Source organism: Polynucleobacter sp. AP-Latsch-80-C2, assembly GCF_018882185.1.
Classification (GTDB): Bacteria; Pseudomonadota; Gammaproteobacteria; order Burkholderiales; family Burkholderiaceae; genus Polynucleobacter.
Genome location: NZ_JACVOY010000005.1, coordinates 72,843 through 93,145, shown reverse-complemented (window position 1 = coordinate 93,145; position 20,303 = coordinate 72,843). Strand labels below are relative to the sequence as shown.

Here is a 20,303-nt window from a genome sequence, read left to right as displayed (position 1 = left end):
TTTTTCGGTATAGAGTGGAATCAGAGTCAGATAGGGCAGTTTCATAAACTTTAAAACAAGGGAGAGTGAAGATGGATACAAAAGATCTACAAAAATGGCAAAGAGAAAAAGCAAAAGAGCTTTTTGAATATTCGCATAAGCTATTAGATGCCGCTAAAAAATTAAGTGAGCATCATATTGCCGAGATGGAATGGGGTATGAAAAATGCCTTGGATAGCGCTAAATCAGCAGCTAAGAATGACTTGTCGAAGCTAAAAGACTTACAAGAAGAAGCTGCGAAAGAGGCTGCTAAGCGTGCAGCTTCATACCAAAAGAAAGTTAAGTCAGTGCTTAAGGATATCAGCGAAGGCGCGGCTGATGAGACTGAGAAGCATCTTGAGCAAGTTCGAAGTTCATTAGTAAGTTGGCTGGAGGATGCTGAAAATAAAATGCCGGCTCAGGCAGATCGGTTATCTAAGGTCGTGAATGAAATGTCCACTACGGGGCAGAATATGTTTAAAGAAGGTAGAAAAATTGTCAATCAAGTGGCGGAAGCTGCTGAAAATAAAATTGATGATCTCGTGAATAAATCTTCTGGCGGAAAAAAGTAAAGCGCGTTACTTCAATCAATCAAGCCGCCCTTAGCAAATAAGTGGCGGCTTTTTTATTTCCAGCCCTGTAACCATTTTTCAGAATTCGTGAGATCGCGCCAAGGAATCTGCGAAGTTTTCTTGCTGTAAACCGCTTCAATCTCGACGAATTCAATGGCTTGCTCAGGCTCTTCAGGTAGGATGACTTTGCTTACTAAGAAGTGCTTTTGTTTAGCAATGGGCTGAACCGCAGTCCATTTGCTGAGTAGTAATTTCTTGGGGCTGATGCGGTTCATGGGCTTAAAGTGCGTTGCATTGATATTGCTGACGATTGCCTAGGAGCGCCCCTGTTGAAGAGGTGAAGGTATAAGTGGATTCTTGAATATCAGCCGGGCACTTTTGTGCAAAGTAGCTGCGCTCACCTAAGCTGCCACAATAATCGAGCTGAAGATCCTTAAATTGCATTTGTGCTTTTTTAAGCACCATAGATATCTTTGTCTCCGTTGATGATGTGCAGGTCCAGGTGGTGTAGTTATCTCGCTCACATGCAGTAAGGGACATAAGGGCAATCAAAATTACTAGGAGTTGAGGCTTTTGGCTAATCATGGACCAAGCATAGCGAAGTTTTCAATTTTCTGCCCTAGAACTCTTTTTAGGATTAATATTTACAGCAGATTGTTTGCTAAAACAACGACTAACCAAATAGATCAAGGAGACGAAGTGGATACAAATCGAAGAGATGCCCTTAAATTAGGTGCTTCAGCCGCTATGGGCAGTATGTTTATTTCTAGTGCAATCGCAGCCCCAGGTGACTCCCAAAATATCGTTGTTGAACCGCTGACTGGTAAGGCGGGCTTCCGGGTTGCTAATTACATTCCAAAAATGGGCGCTTCATCAAGATTGGGTCTTGTTACCAATGATGGCTTTGTGGTGGATATACCCGCAGAAGCTACGCGTCAAAAAATCAAACTTTCTTTTGATCCGACTTCCATGGTTTCATTGGCAGCCGCTGGAAATCAAGGGCTATTAGATTTAGCTGCGATCTTTAAGGGGCGTAGCACTAAGCTAGCTAATGTAAATCAAGTAGCCTTACTTTCTCCCATCCCTAATCCTAGTAGCAATATTTATTGCGTCGGCTGGAACTATCTAGATCATTTTGAAGAGGGTAAAGATAGACGTGCTGATCAGGGTGTAAAAGAATATCCAACGGTGCCGGTGCTCTTCACTAAGGGAACGCAAACCATGAACGGTCCGTTTGACACCATTCCTTATGATGGAAGTTATTCCACCATGATTGATTGGGAGGCGGAACTCGCTGTGGTGATTGGGAAGAAGGGTAAAAATATCTCTGAGGAAAATGCCATGGATTATGTTTTTGGATACGCGGCTTATAACGATACTACGGCTCGTGATGTCCAACAAAAGCGCCATTCTGGCCAATGGTTTAAAGGTAAGAGCTTGGATGGCCATGGGCCTATGGGGCCTTGGATCGTGACTGCAGGCGGTGTTAACTTGGATGACACGCGGATTATTTGTCGTGTGAATGGCGTGGAGAAGCAAAACGCCAGTTACAAACAGATGTTCTTCAAAATTCCAGTAGTGATTGCCGAGCTTTCTCGCAGCCTCACTCTATTGCCGGGCGACATCATTGCCACTGGAACGCCATCAGGCGTTGGCAATAGTAGAAAGCCTCCAGAGTTTTTGAAGCCAGGCGATATGATGGAAACTGAAATTACCGGGGTCGGCATCATCCGCAACAAGATTGCTTAATTGCAAAATGAAAATGCCGGAGCTTAAAGGCTCCGGCATTTTTTTATGGCTAAAACTCACAGTACCCAAAAGTGGTGAGTGCCATCCTTGCCTAGCTGCTCCACAAGACCAAACTCCCAATCCAAGTAGGCTTGCATCGCTTTTGGATCAACGCTGGTCCCCTCATAGGGGCGCTTATATCGGTCTAAGGCTGGGGAGGCTAAATGGGTAGGCCCCTTTTCTACCTCTAAACCTGCATCCATCCAGGCTTTAGTGCCGCCCTCTAATACGTAGACCTCTGCATTGCTGAGCGCTGCAAATTCAGGGGCTGCAAAAAAGGCTAATTCACTAGGGGTACTAGTCAGTACGTAGCGGTCGACTTGAGGAATGCTTTTTAGCGCTTCCTTCAGTTGTGAGCGAAGGGCATACCAACTACCGGGAACGTGTCCCTTAACGTAATTAGCATGGGTACTGAAATCAATGGCGATCGTATTGCTATCAGTCTTTAGCCATGAAGAAACCGTTTTAGCATCAACGGTTTTTACTCGAGGGAGTGAGGGCAAAGCAGCCCTCCAAATACCTTTTTCAGTAAGCATTTCTTTTTGCATGCCATCCAGTACATAAACATCCCAAGCCATTTGAGCTAACCAGGATGCTGGCATATTGGCTCTCACGCCACTTGGATCGGCAAGCACAATCCGTGCACCCCGAACAGGAGCCACCATTTCAGTTTCTTGAACTAGTTGGCCCCCTGGCACTGATCGAAAGCCTGGAAGATGACCCGCTTCATATTCTTCTGGTGTACGGGTATCAAAGAAGTAAGTAGTGCGGTCTGTTTGTGTTTTCCAATTCTCGATATCGGCTAGGGTAGCTCTTTTAACTCCAGTGCGATCGGCAACACTACGTGCACGATCTGCGGCAGTATTTGCTGTGCCTTCGCTCACTTCGGTAAAGCGACGCGTTTGTCCTTTATCGAGATCCTGTCCTGCCAAGGTCCAGCCAATAGTCCCGTTGCGCAGAGCGTTGACCTCATTAGGGATACCCGCATTAATCAAGGATTGTGTGCCGATAATGCTACGGGTTCTCCCGGCGCAATTGACAATAATTTTCGTTTTAGGATTGGGCGCAAGCTCTGGTACCCGTAGTACTAACTCTGCACCAGGGACACTAATGCCAGTTGGAATACTCATGGTGTTGTATTCATCAAAGCGGCGGACATCAACTACCACTACATCTTCTTTGGCATCTAGCATCTGCTTCACCTCCTGAGCAGAGAGGGAAGGGGTATGTCTTTTTGATTCAACAAACTCACCAAAGGACTTGCTTGGTACATTGACGTCCTTAAATACTTCACCACCAGCAGATTTCCAGTTGGAAACCCCACCAGAAAAGACGGACACGTCGCTATAACCTAGAGCAATTAAACGTTCCGCAGCAAGTTGTGCATAACCTTCGCCATCATCCAAAGTAACCACTGGAATATCATTGCGCGGTAGTTTGCTAAAGGCATCTATTTCAATGTGAGATAGAGGAAGATTAGCGGCAAATAGTGGATGCTCTTGTGCATGGGGATCTTCTTCGCGTACGTCTAAGAAAGCAATCTCCTCTTTATTGAGAAGTTTGTTACGAATAAATGTGTAGTCTTTAGTGTTGATGCTCATATTGCCTCTAATGATTTAAATTAATCTAATTTGGCGTTGGATTTTTTAACCACTTCACTCCAGCGCACTACTTCTTGGTTGATATAGGTAGAAAGCTCAGAGCGTGACATTTTGGGAACGCTTGCACCCATGCCTGCCCAGCGCTCCTTGATATCGGGAGAGGCTAGGGCTGTTTGCACTTCGGCACTCATCTTTTCAACAATATCTTTTGGCGTCCCTTTAATTGCCCAAAGAGCATACCAGCTAGAGACAACGAAATTGGAGATGCCTAATTCTTGCGCTGTTGGAACATTCGGAAATGCATCGCTTCGTTTGCTGCTGGCGATAGCAATCGCTGTGAGCTGGCCATTTTTAATAAATGGTGCAGCACCTGCCAATGTGTCAAACATCATATCTACTTGTCCTGCCACTACATCTTGGAGTGCCGGTCCTGTGCCGCGATAGGGAATGTGGGTGATGAATAACTTGTTTTGCATCTTAAATAATTCACCTGTCAAATGCTGTGAGGTGCCGTTGCCAGTGGAGGCGTAATTATATTTACCTGGATGCTTACGAATCTCTTCAATGATGGATTTGAGATCATTCTTTGGAAACTTAGTGGGGTTAACAACAATCACATGCGGAACACTGCCGATAATTGCAATCGGCTCAAAATCTTTGGTGATGTCATAAGGAAGACTGGGGTACATGCTTGGAGCAATCGAGTGGTGCACTGCACCAAGTAGCCAGGTATATCCATCGGGTGCCATTTTTGCTGCAACTGCAGCACCAAGAGTGCCTCCGGCGCCACCGCGGTTATCGACTACGATGGAAGTGCCAAGCTGAGTGGAGAGTTGTCTCGCCAAAGGACGCCCAAAGGCATCTACGGCGCCACCTGGAGGAAAGGGGTTAATAAAGGTGATCGGCTTTCCTGGGTTGGGCCAGGAGCTCGTTTGGGCGCCTGCCGTGAGGGCAATTAGGCTTGTTACCGCCAATAGAATCCACTTTTTTAGCATCTCTTAAGTCTCCGAGTATATTTTTATCCAATGTACCCATTTTGGCTGAACCCTGCTTTCTAAGCGTTATCCCTGATGAAATGGGCTAATTTCTATAGTTTTTATAGGGATATACTGACTGCGTTGTTGGAATGAATATTTTTTAGATTAATAGGAGACACGATGTCACAACACGATACATTGTTAGCTGCTTTTGAAACTTACAAAGCCGAAAACGAAAAATTTATTGAAAAAGGAATTAAGGCATCAGCAGCGCGTGCTCGTAAAGCCTTGCAAGAAATTGCTGGTGCATGCAAAGAGCGTCGCAAAGAAATTACTGCTGCAAAAGAGGCGATGGAAGCTAAGAAGTAATTCTTTCCCCAATGTCATAGCAAGCCTAGCCTTCAAACGCTAGGCTTCTTTTTTGGGTGCGTTAAATAGCTACCCCAAACAGGGTTAGCTTCATGGCTTTATTTCGAATGGGAACTAAAGCTTGGTAGTCGGGACTATGCGCCCATGCATAGGCATCTTCCGTGCTGGGAAACTCAAGTTCAACATAAGCATGAAAGGGTGCACAGCCTAGCTCATTCCAAAAGAGTTCAGTTATCGTTCCGCGCACATGGATGTGGCCTCTATATAGCTCTACTGTTTGACTGACCTGATTGCGGTATTGCTCAAAAGCACCTTGATCCGTTAATTCAATTAAACCTATAACTTTGAATGACATATCACCTCGTGAAATTAGCGCAATGATAGGAGTGTATATCCGCGCTATAGTAAAGGAATGAACCGTGAAGAATTTATCCAATTACTAAAACGAGAGGCTTATCCTGATCCCGTGGAGGTGCAGCGTGAACCTAATGGGCATTTAGATCTGCATACGCATCCATTTGAGGTTAAAGCGCTTGTCTTAAGTGGCAGTATTGATTTGGTCATTGACCATCAGAGTCAAACCTTTGGGCCGGGTGATATTTTTCATTTGAGTTACGAAGAGTTGCATGCAGAATCCTATGGCTTACAGGGCGTGAAATATTTAGCCGCTAGAAAGCAATCCGTTATTTAATTGGGGGCGATATGAAAGTCGGATTTATTGGTTTAGGCAATATGGGTTTGCCAATGGCGCTCAACTTGCTAAAAGTAGGTCATGAAGTGATGGGTTTTGATTTAGTCCAGAGTCAGTTGGAGGCATTCTCTGGTGCTGGTGGTGCTATTGCATCCAATGCAAATGCCACCGCCAAAGATGCCGATATTGTGATTACCATGCTGCCGGCCTCACGGCATGTTGAAGGCCTATATCTTGGGGTTGATGGTTTATTAGTACATGCAAATCCCAAGACTTTATTAGTTGATTGCTCAACAATTTCACCTAAGGTTGCCCAGGCCGTAGCAGCCGCCGCAAAAGAAAAAGGTCTCGCTATGATTGATGCGCCGGTTTCCGGTGGAACTGCTGGCGCGCAAGCGGGCACCTTGACCTTTATGGTTGGCGGAGAAGGGGTGGATGTAGAGCGTGCTCGTCCCTTACTGGAAAAAATGGGTAAGAATATTTTTCACGCAGGTAACAGTGGTGCCGGCCAAACGGTGAAGGTCTGTAACAACATGTTGTTGGGTATCCAGATGCTGGGCACTAGTGAGGCTCTCCGTTTAGGAATTGCCAATGGCATGGATCCCAAAGTGCTATCGGACATTATGTCTAAAAGTTCGGGTCGCAATTGGGCATTAGAGTTGTACAACCCTTGTCCAGGTGTAATGGAAAATGTACCCTCATCTAAAGGCTACGCTGGTGGCTTTGGCGTTGATTTAATGCTGAAAGATTTGGGGCTGGCTGTAGAAAATGCTGAAAATCTAGAAGCTAATATTCCGCTGGGTAAATTGGCGCAATACTTATATGAAAGCCATAGCAAAGCCGGCAATGGACAGCTCGATTTCTCGAGTGTCTTCAATCTACAGAAAGCCGATTAAGAAACCACCACCGGTTTATCTTGAGATTTACTCATCTGCCCAATGACGCGAGCGCCTAAAAAGTGGTGTTGATTGAAAATTTCTAGTACCGTCTTAACAGTTTCAGGGCTGCACGATACTAAGAGTCCGCCACTAGTTTGAGGATCGGTTAATAGTGCTAACTGTGCTGCGCTAAAGTTTGCAGGGATGGCAACATCATGCCCATAACTCTCCCAGTTGCGACCAGAGGCGCCAGTCACTATTCCATCCTCAGCAAATTGCTCAACATTCGAAAGAAGGGGCACTTGGCTCCAGTCAATGTGCGCCGTGCAATGAGACCCTCTTGCTAGCTCTAACATGTGCCCCGCCAAACCAAAGCCAGTGACATCGGTGAGGGCATGAACACCTGGAAGCTTTGCAAGGTCGGGGCCTGCAGAATTGAGTTTGGTGGTGTTGGCAATCATCTCTTTGTAACCATCTGGTCCGAGCACATCTTTTTTTAGCGCTGCTGACAAGACGCCAACACCTAGTGGTTTGCCGAGAATGAGAACATCACCTGCCTGTGCGGAAGCATTACTTTTAACGCGCTTAGGATCAACGATTCCAATGGCCACTAGTCCATAAATTGGTTCAACAGAATCAATCGTGTGTCCGCCAGCAATGGGAATGCCTGCGCTACGACATGCTTCAGCGCCACCTTCCAGGATGCGAGCAATCGTTTTGTTGGATAAGACTTTAATGGGCATACCCACTAATGCCAGAGCAAACAAAGGGGTGCCGCCCATTGCATAGATATCGCTGATGGCATTGGTAGCCGCAATTTTCCCAAAATCAAATGGGTCATCCACAATCGGCATGAAGAAATCGGTTGTTGCTACGATTGCCTGGGATTCATTAATTTGATAAACCGCCGCGTCATCGGATGTCTCAATGCCGATGAGTAGTTCTTTCGGAAAGGGCAGTTGCGGAACATTCTTCAAAATCTCAGAAAGAACACCTGGTGCAATTTTGCAGCCACAGCCGCCTCCATGCGATAGGGAGGTTAGGCGGGGTTCAGTGGGGGTAGTGGGTAAATTCATAGCAGAACAGTATCAGACTTCAATCTATTGACGTAAAAGGGACTCAATTTTTCCTTTGACCGCATCGGAATCAACATTATCTATGGCGCCTATCCACACACCCTCAACCTTAGCATTTTTACCAATGAGGAAAGTAGTTGGAATGCCTCTAGCTTTCCAGGATTTGTAGGCAATGCTATTTCGGTCTAGCAAAATTTCAAGCTTATTCTCTGAAATCCCATTACCCTTCAAGAACTGGGTAATACGAGGCTGCATTTCTGCAAGATTTACTGCAAGAACAACCAAGCCTTTGGATCGATAGTCTTCCTGCAGTTGAATGAGTTCATTGAATTCTTCTCTGCAGGGTTCACACCAGCTTGCCCAGAAATTGACAACGACAACTTTGCCTTTATAGGCGTTCAGGTCAATTGTTTGGCCTGATAAATTCTTTAGCTGCAAGCTAGGAGTTTGATTTACTCCTATTTGGGAGGGCGACTTCCATTCTGCATGTGAATGGCTGCTCAAAAGCACTAGACAAGAAAATGCCAGCGAAAAAATTGAAGTCTTGGCTGGCATATCCATTAGAAGAAAAGAGTAATAGGAAAGGAAATGCTTACCCAATACGTCTGCTAGTGATTTTGTATTTAAAGTTGTCTGGATCCAAGGAGTCGAAGCGACCTTCTGTATTTTCGGCTTGCGGATACATCAAGAAAGGAATGTCTCCATTTTTACCTAATTTAGATCCAGGCAGGGATAAATCATGGTCGTAGTTATAGGCCATCCAATTCATTTCCCAGTTGCCGAAAAGATAATCACGAATTGCCACTACCCTGGGATCGGTGACTGCTAAACCGCCAGTTTCTTCTAGGATGACTTTACGCACATCGGCAGGATCAACGGGGATCCAACCATAGCCAGCTGCATAGAATTCTGCACGGCAATGTTGAGCTTTGGTGATATCGCCAGCCTTACCCAAGCTCTTATAGCCACGAGCAGAGTCCGCGACACGAATACCGTAGACATCACGCGCAGGAAGGCCGGCGGATCGTGCTAATGCCACAAATACGGCATTGATATCAGCGCACTTACCACCAAGATTATTGGTTTCAAGCATGAGCTTCACATCGCCTTGACCGCAACCACGAGTGCTGGCGTTGCGATAGGTATTGTCAACAACCCAGTTGTATATAGCTTTTGCTTTATCGATATCACTAGCGTTATTTGGTAGCTTGGCAAGGGCTTCTATAGATTTGGATTTAACGATGCCATCTACAGGTAGGTAGTGGGTTCCACGAGTCCAAAACTTTTGCTCACCCTTGCTTAATTTGATGGCGGGGTTAGGAGTAGAAAACGTTTGATTACGATTGCGTGTGCTTATCAACATAGATACCTTGACGGTATGACTATCTGCTGACTTATCCCATTTAGTCCAAAGCATGCGAGCTTGCCTGTTTGGGGTTTCGTAGACTTGACTGATTGCTTTTGGATCGCTCGCTTCAGATCTAATGGCTAGCGTTTTAAAGTAGTCAGTATCGAGAACCAGTGGCAGAGGAATCCAAGTTTCTGCAAAGCCTTTTGGGGACTCTAAGTTAACTTCCGTCACTATTTCGTAAGTAGTCCACTCGGATGTAGTTTGAGACAAAGCATTCGAGATTGGGTTGAATACTGGCAGCACGAAAGCGCCAGCGAGAGTTTTGAGGACTGAACGGCGATTAAAGGTCATATGTTTTTGCTTATGCTGTGGTCAATTAAAGTTCTATTTTATAGGATGAGTTATCTGCTAAAGCTCTTCTTTGGTGGGCTGCTGCGCTTGGCTGCAGGTTTACCTCGTCCTGAGTTCGCGTTACCGCCACCAGGTTTTTGAGTACTCGGTTTTCTAGATTGTTGGTGCTGCTGGCTGCGTAATTGGATCGGTTGTGCCACAGCATTTGGATCTGGTTCAAATCCAGCAATAATTTCTTGCGGCAGTTTTTGCTTAATCAGCCTCTCAATATCTCGAAGCATTTGGTGTTCATCGACACATACCAAAGAAACTGCCACACCATTTGAGCCAGCACGGCCCGTTCTGCCGATGCGGTGAACATAGTCTTCTGAAACATTTGGCAGATCAAAGTTCACCACATGGGGTAGTTGATCAATATCAATACCGCGTGCAGCAATATCGGTTGCAACTAATGCTGTGAGTTTCCCAGCTTTAAAGTCAGCCAAGGCTTTGGTACGTGCTGACTGGCTTTTATTGCCATGAATAGCCATACAAGTAATGCCATCTTTTTCTAATTGAGTTACCAGCTTATTGGCACCATGCTTTGTGCGCGTAAAGACTAGGACTTGTTTCCAATCGTTGCCTTTAATGAGGTGAGCAAGCAAAGCCTGCTTCTTAGTGCGATCCACAGGATGGATTAATTGGGCAATTGCCTCATTGGTGCTATTGCTACGCGCTACTTCAATTAACTCAGGAGAATTCAATAAGCCGTCAGCGAGGGATTTGATTTCATCTGAAAAGGTTGCAGAAAATAACAGGTTCTGACGCTTTTTGGGCAAGGCTGCCAAGACTTTTTTAATATCCCGTAAAAAGCCCATATCCAGCATGCGATCTGCTTCATCTAAAACCAAAATCTCAACCGCATCCAAAGAGACGCATTTCTGTGACATTAAATCTAAAAGTCGACCTGGCGTTGCCACCAAGATATCTAGGCCAGCAGCAATCGCTTTGATTTGTGGATTGGCACCAACACCGCCAAAGATGACGGTGGACTTGAGGTCGGTATATCTGCCATAAGTCATTACAGACTCTTGAACTTGAGCGGCTAATTCACGGGTAGGGGTCAGAATCAATACACGCAATAAACGCTTACCGCCGCTTGTTTTGCTGCTACTAAGCCGTTGCAGAATAGGAAGCGTAAATCCAGCGGTTTTACCCGTGCCGGTTTGAGCTGCAGCAAGTAGATCCCCCCCTTTTAAAACAGCGGGAATAGATTTGGCTTGAATAGGGGTAGGGCTGGTGTAGCCTTCTTCTGCGATAGCGCGAAGAATGGGTTCGGATAAACCGAGTTCTGTAAATAACATAGGGACCAAAGAAATATTGGCCCGTATTCAATTAAAAGACTATCCCGGCCAATGGGGTGAACTGCCACGCTAAAGCATTTGCAGTAAGAATCTCTATTTTAAGCCATTAGCTCCGTGTGCCAATTTATTGAGACTGGCTCCAGAGGTTAGGCACAAGCCTATTGGCATAGCCGGAAATAAAGACTTTCTCGCTACCCGTAATAGGATCAAATACGGCGCGCTCAACTTTGACCATATTTCCGCCATAAACATGAATGCTGATTGAAGTTTGGTCTTGATGGTTATTGGCAACTTCATGAATGTCATGTGTATTGGGGGAGACGGTATCGACATGGCCTGGTGAACAGATCGTGGGTGATCCAGGCTTATAGCTTCCATCCGCTTGTTGGTAGTAGAGAGTACCTTTCTCTTGACCGCGTAATTGGCCAATCATGCCCCAAACAGTATGGTTATGTACTGGCGTTTTTTGACCAGGGCCCCATACAAAGCTGAGGATTGAAAATCGATCAAAGGGATCTGCATACAGTAAATATTGCTGGTAATACTGAGGGTGCGGCTGAGCGAATTCATTAGGAAGCCAGTCATCAACCGAGATTAAATTCTCGAGCAGCTTTTTTCCTTGGGTGAATATCACTTCTTCGCTAGCGTGTTGTTCTAGCAAAACAGTGAGTCCTTTGACAAAAGTCAGTAATTTTCCATCAGCCATATTTCAATCAATCAATAAAAAGCCAGTCAGGTATTGCTTTAGGTTTTAGCGTCGTGGTGTCGACACAAACAATGTGAAGTAGAGCGCTTGCAATAATTTGTAAGTCATCGGCATTGCCTTCATGAATCATGCGACTAGCGGTTTGCTTTACTGCAACCTGGGTTCGGCCGCGATGTTCAATTACTTGATCAATATAGAGAAGATCGTCTAGTCGACCCGGTTTATAAAAGTTCATCGTGAGCTCGCGAACGGGCAATAGAATGCCAAACTCATTCACTAACTTGGTGGGGCTGAGGTCGTGTTGATAGAGCCATTCAGCTCGGCTGCGTTCAAAAATCTCAAGATAGCGACCATGGTAGACAAAGCCAGCTGCATCAGTATCGGAGTAACAAACGCGATGTAAATAGGGGGTAGGGGTCGTAGGCATTTGAACTGAATTTAATTTCGGTAATAGAAGAATCATATTACGATGTGGAATACCTGCTTCATCGTAAATATCCCCCTGTACCCGAAAACCGTGTTTTTCATAAAAGGGAATAGCTACGACTTGAGAATGTAGGACGAGGCTCTGTATGCCAAGGGATCGTGCATGTTCAATGAGTTGCTCTAATAGGGCTCGTCCAACCCCAGTATTTCTATAGTCAGGAAGCACGGCCATTCGGCCGATTTGGCCGCATTTATCCTTAAGGGGCACTAGTCGGCCTGTGCCTATGCACTCAGATTTCTGAAAAGCGAGGGCATGGGTTGCCAGTGGGTCGAATTCATCTAACTCCAGATCTTCTGGAACCCCTTGCTCTTCGATAAAGACTTTTTGACGAATGGCAAATGCTGCCTTTGCAGCTTCTTGCCAGGATTGAATCAAGATCACTAAGGTCCAGTTCTCTAAGTTATGCGCTTGGGTTGAATTCCTAAGCTAATTTACCAAACTTGCCAAAACAGGGTCTAAAGGGAGAATGGCACTAGGACTAGGAATTTAAGGTGGCATGGGTACAATGAATGTGTGACCTCCCTTTGGATGCACATTTAACCTTCACCCCTTATTAGGAGTTATCTTGAAAAAAACACTCATTGCTAGTTTATTTGCATCGGCAGGTCTTGTTTTCGCAGCCTCTGCAATCGCCCAAGTGCCAGCCAAAATGGTGCCATTGGCAGCGGATGCAGTTGTATTAAATGCTACGGTTGATTCTGTTGACGTTAAAAAGCGCATCATCGTTCTAAAGGACGCAAACGGTAATTTGGCGCAAATGAATGTATCAAAACAGATTAAAGATTTAGAAAAAGTTAAAAAGGGAGATGTATTTTTGGTTGAGCATGCGCAAGCTGTTGCTGTTGGTCTTACTGCCGCAGTGAAGGATGCAAAACCAGGCGTTTCTGGAGTGCGCTCAGTCACTATTGCTGGCAAAGGTTCTGCCAAGCCATTTGAAGAAACTACAGATACTATTTATGCCACCGTCAAGATTTCTACGATCGATGCAAAAACACGTATTGTGACTTTCACTATGCCTAGTGGTGAGAAGCAAAAAGTTAAAGTGGATCCAAGCGTTCTTGGACTTGAGAAATTTAAAGCAGGCGATGACGTGATGATTGAGTTCGTAGACGACACTGCGATTGGTTTCGTAACGCCTAAGAAATAAATCAGTAAATCAGTATGAGATCCAGTAGTTTATGGATGTAAAAAGCCCGCAATTGCGGGCTTTTTCATTAGCCTTGCATCACTTAAGCGCTTTTGGCTACCATCACATCAGAGGCTTTAATAACCGCCCATGCTTCATCGCCTACCTTGAGGTTGAGCTCATCGACCGCCTCATTGGTGATAGATGCAGTGACAATATGACCGGCGCCAATATCTATCTTCACATGTGAAGTCGTTTGGCCCATCTTGAGCTCAACAACTTTTCCATTGAGCGTATTGCGTGCGCTGAGTTTAACTTTTAGTTCCATGATTTCTCCTAGTTAAATTTATTTCTTAGCATTTGGGAAGAAAAGTTGTTCCCCACCAACTTGATAACTGGCGATAACGTCTTGACCATTCTTTGACAGAAGCCAGTCAATGAATGCTTGTCCTTCTGCCTTTTTAACATTGGGAAATTTTGCGGGATTCACTAACATTACACCGTACTGATTAAAGAGCTTGGGATCGCCTTGAACAAGGATTGCAAGATCGCCACGATTTTTAAAGGTGAGCCAGGTAGCACGATCTGCCAGGATGTAACCGTTCATGGCGGAGGCGGTATTGAGGGCAGGCCCAATCCCTGAACCAGTTTCTTTGTACCAATTTGTTCCTGGGGCGATGGTAATTCCGGCATCCTTCCAATAGCGCAGCTCAGCTGCATGGGTGCCACTCTTATCGCCGCGAGATACAAAAGGTGCTTGTGAGCTAGCAATCTTTTTAAAGGCTGCTTGAATATCTTTGCCTCCACTAATTTTTGCTGGGTCAGACTTTGGTCCAATGAGGACGAAATCGTTGTACATCACTTCATTGCGCTGGGTAGCATAGCCTTCAGCAACAAATTTCTCTTCCGCTGGTTTGTCATGAACAAAAACTACGTCAGCATCACCACGGCGTCCAATATCAAGGGCTTGTCCTGTGCCAACGGCAACAACCTTGACATCAATGCCGGTCTTCATTTTAAAAATAGGCAAAATGAATCCAAATAAACCAGATTGCTCTGTAGAAGTGGTCGAGGAAACGACGATGCTTTTTTCCTGAGCATTTACAGGCTGGATCATGAGGCTGATGGTTGTGATTGCGAGTGCAAGGAAGCGCATCAATAAAGCTTTCATTTGTTGTCCCTAAGGTGTTCAGTTAATATCTGTCATATTACAAAATATCAATATGCAATAAATTACATATGCGAATTCAGATTAGGCCAACCTTAGTCTTTGGCAGCAAGGCAAGCAAAGATCCTGCAGTCATTGATTTGGTATGGCTGACGGGCTTATTAAAGGATATAGATCAGGGCAAAACCTTGATGGCAGCATGTAAAAAGGCTGGCCTGTCTTATCGCAATGTTTGGCAAAAGGTCAATGAAGTAGAAACTGCATTGGGCTTTAAGCTGATGGATCGTGTCCGTGGGCATGGCTCCCAACTTTCTGAATACGCTCAATATCTCATTCAATTTACAGATGACTTTGATGATAAGACTCGGCGTCTTGGTCAAACCAGTCTTGCACACTTAGAAGAAGGCTTTGCACTCTTTCGTGATAAGTCTGAGAAACAGTGGAAATTTGCCAGCAGTAGTGATCCCATTATTCAGGCTGCTGTAGGTGATTTTGAAAAATTCGAATTAAGCACTGCAGGTTCTGGTGAAGCTCTAGAGCGTTTGTTCAACTACGAAGTAGATATTGCCGGATACCATGTTTCAGAGCCTCAAGCCTCGAAGACCATTGCCAAGCGTTTGCAAAAAGAGGGTATGGAGATATTTCCAGTTATGAAACGAGTTCAGGGCTTAATGGTTGCTAAGGGGAATCCACTCAATATTTTAGGGATCAAGGATTTAGTGCGTCCCAAAATTCGTTTCATGAATAGACAAAAAAGCTCAGGTACAAGACTGTTGTTAGATACGCTTTTGACAAAAGAAAAAATAGATCCCAAACAAATTAATGGTTACGAGCGAGAAGAGTTCACCCATTCCGCTATTGCTAACGCTATTCTTGCCAAAAAGGCAGATGTTGGAGTGGGCGTGAAGAGCGTTGCGATCGAGAATGGTCTAGATTTTATTCAGCTGAAAGATGAGTTATTTTTCTTGGCCATGTCTGAGGAGCTAACTCTTAACAAGGATGTGATGAAGCTGGTGCGTCGTATTCGTCAGCTATCGGAAGAGTTCGCGGGCTATAAGTCCGTGGGTTTAAAGCGGCAAATCACCGGATGGATTTAAGCTTAAACTGATCTTATCCAACAAGGACCCATTTTGCGCACTCTGATCGTAAGTCTCATCTTGCTATGTTCTCAAAGCCTCGGCGCTCAGCCGGTGATGGTTGCAGTTGCGGCCAATATGAAAGAGGCATTTACGGAAATTGCTGCTGCATATAAGACTAATAATCAATCTGACTTTAGAGTGGTTTACGGATCTTCAGGAAACTTTACCGCCCAAATCATGAATGGCGCTCCATTCAAACTCTTTATATCAGCAGATGAGCATTTTCCACTTGAGCTATACAGGCAGGGAAAAACGATTAATGAGGGTACTGTCTATGCCATTGGTAAATTGACATTCATTTCTAAAAAATCATTTAATGCCTCATCACTAAAAAATAAGGCTGATCTCGCTAAGTTAATTGGCAACGCAAACAAGGTTGCAATTGCGAAACCGGATCTAGCTCCATACGGCAAAGCGGCTATCGAGTACCTGAAAGCAGAAGGGCTTTGGGAGCTGGCAAAAGATAAGTTGATCTATGGTGACAATATCGGCGTTGCCACGATGTATGTTGTTTCTGGTGCTGCCGACGTGGGTTTTACTGCGCTATCGCTTGCAAGCTCTGCCGATGTTGCAAAAGAAACTTCCTATACCGTGCTTGATAGCAAGCAATACCAGCCCATTGCTCAGCGTATGGTCTTAATGAAGCGCGCACCTAAAGAGGCGATCGAGCTATATCAATTTATGCAAAGCCCACAAGCTAAGGGCATCTTGCAAAAGTATGGCTACATCACCCCTTAATCGGGCTTCATATATTTAGCCATCTCTTGCAGTGTCTTATCAGGAGAATTATTAAGCTCAGAAAGTACCGCTGCATAATCTTGGGCAGGACGGTTTTGACTTAATTTAAATTTGCCCACTAAGCTGCTGATCTCAATTTCAATTCCGACGATTGCCTTGAGCATCATCTGAACGTATTCCTCGGGAGCATCATCTAATTTCCAGTGAGATTGATAAGTTGGCTCATGGATATTGGTCATTTGGGCAACATGGCTTCGCAACCAGTCGGCATCATGAATAACGCGAAGATTGCCTTGTGCATGAACTACTGCGTAATTCCAGGTGGGGACCACTTTTCCAGCCTCTTGTTTGGATGGATACCAAGATGGTGTCACATAGGCATTGGGACCATTAAATACCGCAGTCAGTTGCGGTACTGTTTGTTCAGCAATGCGGAGCAGGGGATTGGTCTTGGCAACATGCCCAAATAAGCGAGTCTTGTCCTCGCTAAGCATTAAAGGGAGATGATTAATTTCCGTTTGGCCATCAAGCACACCAAAGAGGGTGGCTAATGGATATTCTTTGATGAGCTTAGCCAAGATCTCTAGATCATCAACTTGGAAGTGTTTGGGCAAATACATGAACAGCGTCTCCGAGGCTATAGGAATAAATAACACTATGCCTTAAGCCTCGAGTTTTTGTCATGGATCAAGCACTAAAGGGCGTAAATAGACCATTATTCAGCATGGGATGAGCATCTTTTATGAATGATATTCATTTTCATTAATGGATATAATGGCTTATTAGCTCATCAAAAAGCGTATTGAATGAATTTAGACCAGGTCGATTTGGGTAGTTTGTATCGCGTTAGCGAAATTATTGCTCCAAAGGGTGCTCCGCAAATTAAAGGGCAGCTGGAAGACATTGGATTTTTGCCTGGCGAGCAGGTCAGCGTGCTCCGTAAGGGATTATTGGGAAAAGGTCCTTATATGGTCCGCGTGGGGGCCTCCACTTTTGCGCTGCGCCAATCTGAAGCGCGCATGATTTCTGTTGAATGTATTGCGCATGTCTGAATCCAAAATTCATTTTTTCTCAAATGAACCTGTTGTAGCTTTGCTGGGCAACCCCAACTGTGGGAAGACTGCTTTATTTAATCTATTGACTGGCAGCCGACAAAAAGTCGCCAACTACTCTGGTGTAACGGTTGAAAGAAAAGAAGGGCGCCTCCCCTTAGATTCTGGAAAAAATATTCGTATCTTAGATTTGCCTGGTGCTTATAGTTTGTATCCTCGCTCCTTAGACGAGAAGGTAACTTGCAATGTCCTCTTAGGTAGGGCGCAGGGTGAAAAGCGACCTGATCTCGTCATTTGTGTTTTAAGTGCGATGAACCTCAGAAGAAACTTGCGCTTGGTGCTTGCGGCTAAGCGCCTAGGCCTTCCTTGTGTTGTGGTGTTGAATATGCTCGACATTGCTCAGCGCCAAGGCTTAAGCATTGATACAGCAGCTCTATCGGATGAGCTCGGTTTGCCCGTATTAACTAGCGTGGGAATTGAGGCAAGCGGTGCAGATGACATCAAGGCATTTTTATCCAAGCTTGATTGGCGCAACTTAAGTGCTATGCAGACTGGTACGGGTGATGCCACATTAGAAAACGTGGCCTCTCACATTGCGCATACTGAGTCAGACAATATTCAAGTGCAAAAAATCTTGCAGCGCTTGGGCTTGGATAAGATTATTCCGGACCAATTGAGTGATCGCCTAGATTCCGTGCTGTTGCATCCAGTCATTGGCCCTATCATTTTGGTGGCATTACTGTTTTGTATATTTCAGGCGGTATTTAGTTGGGCAACCTTACCGATGGAGCTTATTAAAGGTGCTATTGAGATCTTGGGCGCCCAAATTGGAGCCTTGCTGCCAGATACCTGGGTTCGTAGTCTTCTGATTGATGGAATATTGGCAGGCTTGGGCGGCGTCATCATCTTCCTTCCCCAAATCTTAATTTTGTTCTTCTTTATTCTTTTGTTGGAAGAGTCGGGTTACTTGCCGCGTGCTGCGTATTTATTGGATCGAGTGATGGGCTCAGTTGGCTTGTCTGGCAGATCTTTTATCCCACTCTTATCCAGTTTTGCTTGCGCTATTCCCGGCATCATGGCGACGCGCAGTATTTCAAATACACGTGATCGCTTGGTCACCATTTTAATTGCACCCATGATGACCTGTTCTGCACGCTTGCCGGTGTATGCATTATTAATTTCGGCATTCATTCCAGAGCAAAAGCTTTGGGTAGGCATTGATTTGCAAGGCTTAGTCTTATTTTTGCTTTACCTGTCTGGCATCTTAGGTGCCATGGGCGTGGCCTGGATATTAAAACGCTTTACAAGTGAGCAGTTCAAAATGAATGCACTCATGATGGAGCTTCCAAGCTACCATCTGCCTCGCATCAGTAATTTAGCAATTAGCCTTTGGCAACGCGCAGAGATATTTATGCGTCGGGTAGGTGGAATCATTTTGATCATGACGATTGCTCTGTGGGTGCTCTCTAGTTTCCCATTTCCACCCGAGGGTGCTACTGGATCGGCTATTCAATACAGTTTTGCTGGCATGTTAGGGCAGGCTTTGGCTCACATCTTTGCGCCCATTGGATTTAATTGGCAGATTAGTATTGCCTTAGTTCCTGGTATGGCTGCTCGTGAAGTGGTAGTTAGTTCCTTGGCAACGGTCTACGCTTTATCGAGCTCTAGTGCCGATGCTGCAGATGCTTTAGTGCCATTAATTTCTGCAAGTTGGACTCTAGCAACTGCATTGTCGCTTTTAGCTTGGTTTGTATTTGCACCTCAGTGCCTCTCTACGATTGCTGCGGTAAAGCGGGAGACTGGTGGTTGGAAAATTCCTATCATCATGCTCAGTTACCTATTTGGCTTGGCGTATTTAGCCGCCTTCATTACCTATCGAGTCGCCTGCTTCTTTGGCCTAGGATAGAAAAAGCCACCCGAGGGTGGCTTTTGATTTGGCGAAGTATTTAAATACAGTCAATCCGTAAATGAAATCCTTATTCGGCAATAAAAGTATTTTCGAGTTTGCCAATGCCACCCATCTCAACAACGACGACATCGCCATTCACTAAATATTTTGGCGGCTTAAATCCAATACCTACGCCTACCGGTGTACCAGTAGCAATGAGATCACCAGGATAAAGTGTGATGCCCGCAGAAACAGTAGCGATCATATTGGGAATATCAAAAATCAAATCTTTGGTATTGGAGTTTTGGCGTAACTCCCCATTGACCCAGCATTTCACAGAAATATCATTGGCATCAACTTGGTCGGCGGTGACGACCCATGGACCCATTGGGCAAAAAGTATCAAAGCTCTTGCCCAAGAACCACTGTTTATGGCGCTGCTGCCAATCGCGCGCAGTAACGTCGTTTATGGCCGTGTAGCCCCAGACATGCTTCATTGCATCTGCTTCGCTAATACCTTTGCCGCCCTTACCAATAACAATCGTTAATTCCGCTTCGTAATCAATTGCAGTTGAAACGGCAGTAGGGATGATGACATTGGTATTAGGCCCTGTGACAGACTCGGGTGGTTTAGTAAAGAAAATAGCGTGACTTGGAATATCTTCACCTGGCTTGGCGCTAGCATCAAATCCGCTATTGGAGAATTCTTTAGCGTGCTCATGATAATTTTTTCCTACACAGAAAATATTTCTGCGAGGCCGTGGAACTGGCGCTAGTAAGCGAATATCCGCAAAAGCATGTTTTGCTACGGGCTTAGGTAATTTGCCATTTAAATCAGCGCGCAAAATCGCAACGATGCCATCCTCGCTAACATCCACTCCTAGGTCGAACTCATCTATCGATGCGCCATCGGCTGAAATAGAGCCCACACGGGTTTTGCCTGGCTCACTCTTTAAAGAAAATGCTGCATATTTCATGATTGCTA

Annotated in this window: 25 protein-coding genes; 10 read left to right on the top strand and 15 right to left on the bottom strand. The window is 45.1% G+C overall.

What is annotated here, in order from left to right:
• Window positions 1–71 precede the first annotated feature (71 nt).
• Window positions 72–590, top strand: coding sequence for a hypothetical protein (locus tag ICN47_RS07125; protein ID WP_216219245.1), 519 nt, complete (start codon window positions 72–74; stop codon window positions 588–590).
• Window positions 591–643: 53 nt separating this feature from the next.
• On the opposite strand, the gene ICN47_RS07120 is transcribed toward ICN47_RS07125, so the two are convergent.
• Both ICN47_RS07120 and ICN47_RS07115 read right to left on the bottom strand, forming a co-directional pair.
• A complete protein-coding gene (locus tag ICN47_RS07120) occupies window positions 644–865 on the bottom strand; it encodes a TIGR02450 family Trp-rich protein (RefSeq protein WP_216219244.1) in 222 nt (73 codons plus the stop codon).
• Between the two features lie 4 nt (window positions 866–869).
• Complete coding sequence (locus ICN47_RS07115) at window positions 870–1,175, bottom strand: hypothetical protein (protein WP_216219241.1); 306 nt, start codon at window positions 1,173–1,175, stop codon at window positions 870–872.
• A gap of 114 nt (window positions 1,176–1,289) precedes the next feature.
• Here ICN47_RS07115 and ICN47_RS07110 point away from each other — a divergent pair, with 114 nt between their 5' ends.
• Complete coding sequence (locus ICN47_RS07110; protein WP_216219240.1) at window positions 1,290–2,339, top strand: fumarylacetoacetate hydrolase family protein; 1,050 nt, start codon at window positions 1,290–1,292, stop codon at window positions 2,337–2,339.
• Window positions 2,340–2,395: 56 nt separating this feature from the next.
• Here the strand turns inward: ICN47_RS07110 and ICN47_RS07105 are convergent, their stop codons facing one another.
• Together ICN47_RS07105 and ICN47_RS07100 are read right to left on the bottom strand one after the other, a co-directional pair.
• Entirely contained in the window at window positions 2,396–3,979 is a 1,584-nt protein-coding gene (locus ICN47_RS07105; RefSeq protein WP_216219238.1) for a rhodanese homology domain-containing protein, read from the bottom strand.
• Window positions 3,980–3,999: 20 nt separating this feature from the next.
• On the bottom strand, window positions 4,000–4,974 hold the full coding sequence (locus ICN47_RS07100) for a tripartite tricarboxylate transporter substrate binding protein (protein WP_216219237.1): 975 nt from the start codon (window positions 4,972–4,974) through the stop codon (window positions 4,000–4,002).
• 162 nt (window positions 4,975–5,136) lie between these two features.
• Here ICN47_RS07100 and ICN47_RS07095 point away from each other — a divergent pair, with 162 nt between their 5' ends.
• On the top strand, window positions 5,137–5,325 hold the full coding sequence (locus ICN47_RS07095; RefSeq protein WP_028819023.1) for a hypothetical protein: 189 nt from the start codon (window positions 5,137–5,139) through the stop codon (window positions 5,323–5,325).
• 61 nt (window positions 5,326–5,386) lie between these two features.
• On the opposite strand, the gene ICN47_RS07090 is transcribed toward ICN47_RS07095, so the two are convergent.
• Entirely contained in the window at window positions 5,387–5,680 is a 294-nt protein-coding gene (locus ICN47_RS07090) for a DUF1330 domain-containing protein (protein ID WP_216219236.1), read from the bottom strand.
• 57 nt (window positions 5,681–5,737) lie between these two features.
• Here ICN47_RS07090 and ICN47_RS07085 point away from each other — a divergent pair, with 57 nt between their 5' ends.
• Complete coding sequence (locus ICN47_RS07085) at window positions 5,738–6,016, top strand: cupin domain-containing protein (RefSeq protein WP_216219235.1); 279 nt, start codon at window positions 5,738–5,740, stop codon at window positions 6,014–6,016.
• 11 nt (window positions 6,017–6,027) lie between these two features.
• Window positions 6,028–6,912: a 3-hydroxyisobutyrate dehydrogenase gene (gene mmsB / locus ICN47_RS07080; protein ID WP_216219234.1), complete on the top strand. Its 885-nt coding sequence runs from the start codon at window positions 6,028–6,030 to the stop codon at window positions 6,910–6,912.
• On the opposite strand, the gene selD is transcribed toward mmsB, so the two are convergent.
• The 6 genes from selD to ICN47_RS12970 all read right to left on the bottom strand — a co-directional run bounded on the left by selD (window position 6,909) and on the right by ICN47_RS12970 (window position 12,583).
• Complete coding sequence (gene selD, locus ICN47_RS07075; RefSeq protein ID WP_216219233.1) at window positions 6,909–7,970, bottom strand: selenide, water dikinase SelD; 1,062 nt, start codon at window positions 7,968–7,970, stop codon at window positions 6,909–6,911. The two genes, mmsB and selD, sit on opposite strands and share 4 nt — an antisense overlap.
• Window positions 7,971–7,994: 24 nt before the next feature.
• A complete protein-coding gene (locus ICN47_RS07070) occupies window positions 7,995–8,408 on the bottom strand; it encodes a TlpA disulfide reductase family protein (RefSeq protein ID WP_216219231.1) in 414 nt (137 codons plus the stop codon).
• A gap of 154 nt (window positions 8,409–8,562) precedes the next feature.
• Complete coding sequence (locus tag ICN47_RS07065; RefSeq protein WP_216219230.1) at window positions 8,563–9,672, bottom strand: transglutaminase family protein; 1,110 nt, start codon at window positions 9,670–9,672, stop codon at window positions 8,563–8,565.
• 50 nt (window positions 9,673–9,722) lie between these two features.
• Entirely contained in the window at window positions 9,723–11,015 is a 1,293-nt protein-coding gene (locus ICN47_RS07060) for a DEAD/DEAH box helicase (protein WP_216219229.1), read from the bottom strand.
• 124 nt (window positions 11,016–11,139) lie between these two features.
• A complete protein-coding gene (locus tag ICN47_RS07055) occupies window positions 11,140–11,721 on the bottom strand; it encodes a hypothetical protein (protein ID WP_216219227.1) in 582 nt (193 codons plus the stop codon).
• A 7-nt stretch (window positions 11,722–11,728) separates the two neighbouring features.
• Window positions 11,729–12,583, bottom strand: coding sequence for a YbgC/FadM family acyl-CoA thioesterase (locus ICN47_RS12970; RefSeq protein ID WP_255538960.1), 855 nt, complete (start codon window positions 12,581–12,583; stop codon window positions 11,729–11,731).
• 190 nt (window positions 12,584–12,773) lie between these two features.
• Between ICN47_RS12970 and ICN47_RS07040 the strand changes: the two genes are divergently transcribed.
• Window positions 12,774–13,355, top strand: coding sequence for a hypothetical protein (locus ICN47_RS07040; RefSeq protein WP_255538959.1), 582 nt, complete (start codon window positions 12,774–12,776; stop codon window positions 13,353–13,355).
• Window positions 13,356–13,437: 82 nt separating this feature from the next.
• Here the strand turns inward: ICN47_RS07040 and ICN47_RS07035 are convergent, their stop codons facing one another.
• Entirely contained in the window at window positions 13,438–13,662 is a 225-nt protein-coding gene (locus ICN47_RS07035) for a molybdopterin-binding protein (RefSeq protein WP_216219225.1), read from the bottom strand.
• An 18-nt stretch (window positions 13,663–13,680) separates the two neighbouring features.
• Window positions 13,681–14,451 carry a substrate-binding domain-containing protein gene (locus ICN47_RS07030; protein ID WP_255538967.1) on the bottom strand — a complete coding sequence of 257 codons (771 nt, stop codon included), beginning with the start codon at window positions 14,449–14,451 and terminating at the stop codon, window positions 13,681–13,683.
• Between the two features lie 122 nt (window positions 14,452–14,573).
• Between ICN47_RS07030 and ICN47_RS07025 the strand changes: the two genes are divergently transcribed.
• Both ICN47_RS07025 and modA read left to right on the top strand, forming a co-directional pair.
• Entirely contained in the window at window positions 14,574–15,599 is a 1,026-nt protein-coding gene (locus ICN47_RS07025; RefSeq protein WP_216219224.1) for a substrate-binding domain-containing protein, read from the top strand.
• Between the two features lie 33 nt (window positions 15,600–15,632).
• Window positions 15,633–16,379: a molybdate ABC transporter substrate-binding protein gene (modA, locus tag ICN47_RS07020; RefSeq protein ID WP_255538958.1), complete on the top strand. Its 747-nt coding sequence runs from the start codon at window positions 15,633–15,635 to the stop codon at window positions 16,377–16,379.
• On the opposite strand, the gene ICN47_RS07015 is transcribed toward modA, so the two are convergent.
• Window positions 16,376–16,999, bottom strand: coding sequence for an FMN-binding negative transcriptional regulator (locus ICN47_RS07015; RefSeq protein ID WP_216219223.1), 624 nt, complete (start codon window positions 16,997–16,999; stop codon window positions 16,376–16,378). The genes modA and ICN47_RS07015 overlap by 4 nt on opposite strands.
• A gap of 186 nt (window positions 17,000–17,185) precedes the next feature.
• Between ICN47_RS07015 and ICN47_RS07010 the strand changes: the two genes are divergently transcribed.
• Both ICN47_RS07010 and ICN47_RS07005 read left to right on the top strand, forming a co-directional pair.
• Complete coding sequence (locus ICN47_RS07010; RefSeq protein WP_216219221.1) at window positions 17,186–17,431, top strand: FeoA family protein; 246 nt, start codon at window positions 17,186–17,188, stop codon at window positions 17,429–17,431.
• Window positions 17,424–19,337 carry a ferrous iron transporter B gene (locus tag ICN47_RS07005; protein ID WP_216219219.1) on the top strand — a complete coding sequence of 638 codons (1,914 nt, stop codon included), beginning with the start codon at window positions 17,424–17,426 and terminating at the stop codon, window positions 19,335–19,337. Before ICN47_RS07010 ends, ICN47_RS07005 begins: the two co-directional genes overlap by 8 nt.
• A gap of 70 nt (window positions 19,338–19,407) precedes the next feature.
• On the opposite strand, the gene ICN47_RS07000 is transcribed toward ICN47_RS07005, so the two are convergent.
• Entirely contained in the window at window positions 19,408–20,295 is an 888-nt protein-coding gene (locus tag ICN47_RS07000) for a fumarylacetoacetate hydrolase family protein (RefSeq protein ID WP_216219218.1), read from the bottom strand.
• Between the last annotated feature and the right edge of the window lie 8 nt (window positions 20,296–20,303).

Bases quoted from the DNA above. Each gene is read 5' to 3' on its own strand.
- ICN47_RS07125 (WP_216219245.1), top strand. From the start codon at position 72: ATGGATACAAAAGATCTACAAAAATGGCAAAGAGAAAAAGCAAAAGAG.
- ICN47_RS07120 (WP_216219244.1), bottom strand. From the start codon at position 865: ATGAACCGCATCAGCCCCAAGAAATTACTACTCAGCAAATGGACTGCG.
- ICN47_RS07115 (WP_216219241.1), bottom strand. From the start codon at position 1,175: ATGATTAGCCAAAAGCCTCAACTCCTAGTAATTTTGATTGCCCTTATG.
- ICN47_RS07105 (WP_216219238.1), bottom strand. From the start codon at position 3,979: ATGAGCATCAACACTAAAGACTACACATTTATTCGTAACAAACTTCTC.
- ICN47_RS07100 (WP_216219237.1), bottom strand. From the start codon at position 4,974: ATGCTAAAAAAGTGGATTCTATTGGCGGTAACAAGCCTAATTGCCCTC.
- ICN47_RS07095 (WP_028819023.1), top strand. From the start codon at position 5,137: ATGTCACAACACGATACATTGTTAGCTGCTTTTGAAACTTACAAAGCC.
- ICN47_RS07090 (WP_216219236.1), bottom strand. From the start codon at position 5,680: ATGTCATTCAAAGTTATAGGTTTAATTGAATTAACGGATCAAGGTGCT.
- ICN47_RS07085 (WP_216219235.1), top strand. From the start codon at position 5,738: ATGAACCGTGAAGAATTTATCCAATTACTAAAACGAGAGGCTTATCCT.
- mmsB (WP_216219234.1), top strand. From the start codon at position 6,028: ATGAAAGTCGGATTTATTGGTTTAGGCAATATGGGTTTGCCAATGGCG.
- selD (WP_216219233.1), bottom strand. From the start codon at position 7,970: ATGAATTTACCCACTACCCCCACTGAACCCCGCCTAACCTCCCTATCG.
- ICN47_RS07065 (WP_216219230.1), bottom strand. From the start codon at position 9,672: ATGACCTTTAATCGCCGTTCAGTCCTCAAAACTCTCGCTGGCGCTTTC.
- ICN47_RS07060 (WP_216219229.1), bottom strand. From the start codon at position 11,015: ATGTTATTTACAGAACTCGGTTTATCCGAACCCATTCTTCGCGCTATC.
- ICN47_RS07055 (WP_216219227.1), bottom strand. From the start codon at position 11,721: ATGGCTGATGGAAAATTACTGACTTTTGTCAAAGGACTCACTGTTTTG.
- ICN47_RS07035 (WP_216219225.1), bottom strand. From the start codon at position 13,662: ATGGAACTAAAAGTTAAACTCAGCGCACGCAATACGCTCAATGGAAAA.
- ICN47_RS07030 (WP_255538967.1), bottom strand. From the start codon at position 14,451: ATGATCCAGCCTGTAAATGCTCAGGAAAAAAGCATCGTCGTTTCCTCG.
- ICN47_RS07025 (WP_216219224.1), top strand. From the start codon at position 14,574: ATGCGAATTCAGATTAGGCCAACCTTAGTCTTTGGCAGCAAGGCAAGC.
- ICN47_RS07015 (WP_216219223.1), bottom strand. From the start codon at position 16,999: ATGTATTTGCCCAAACACTTCCAAGTTGATGATCTAGAGATCTTGGCT.
- ICN47_RS07010 (WP_216219221.1), top strand. From the start codon at position 17,186: ATGAATTTAGACCAGGTCGATTTGGGTAGTTTGTATCGCGTTAGCGAA.
- ICN47_RS07005 (WP_216219219.1), top strand. From the start codon at position 17,424: ATGTCTGAATCCAAAATTCATTTTTTCTCAAATGAACCTGTTGTAGCT.
- ICN47_RS07000 (WP_216219218.1), bottom strand. From the start codon at position 20,295: ATGAAATATGCAGCATTTTCTTTAAAGAGTGAGCCAGGCAAAACCCGT.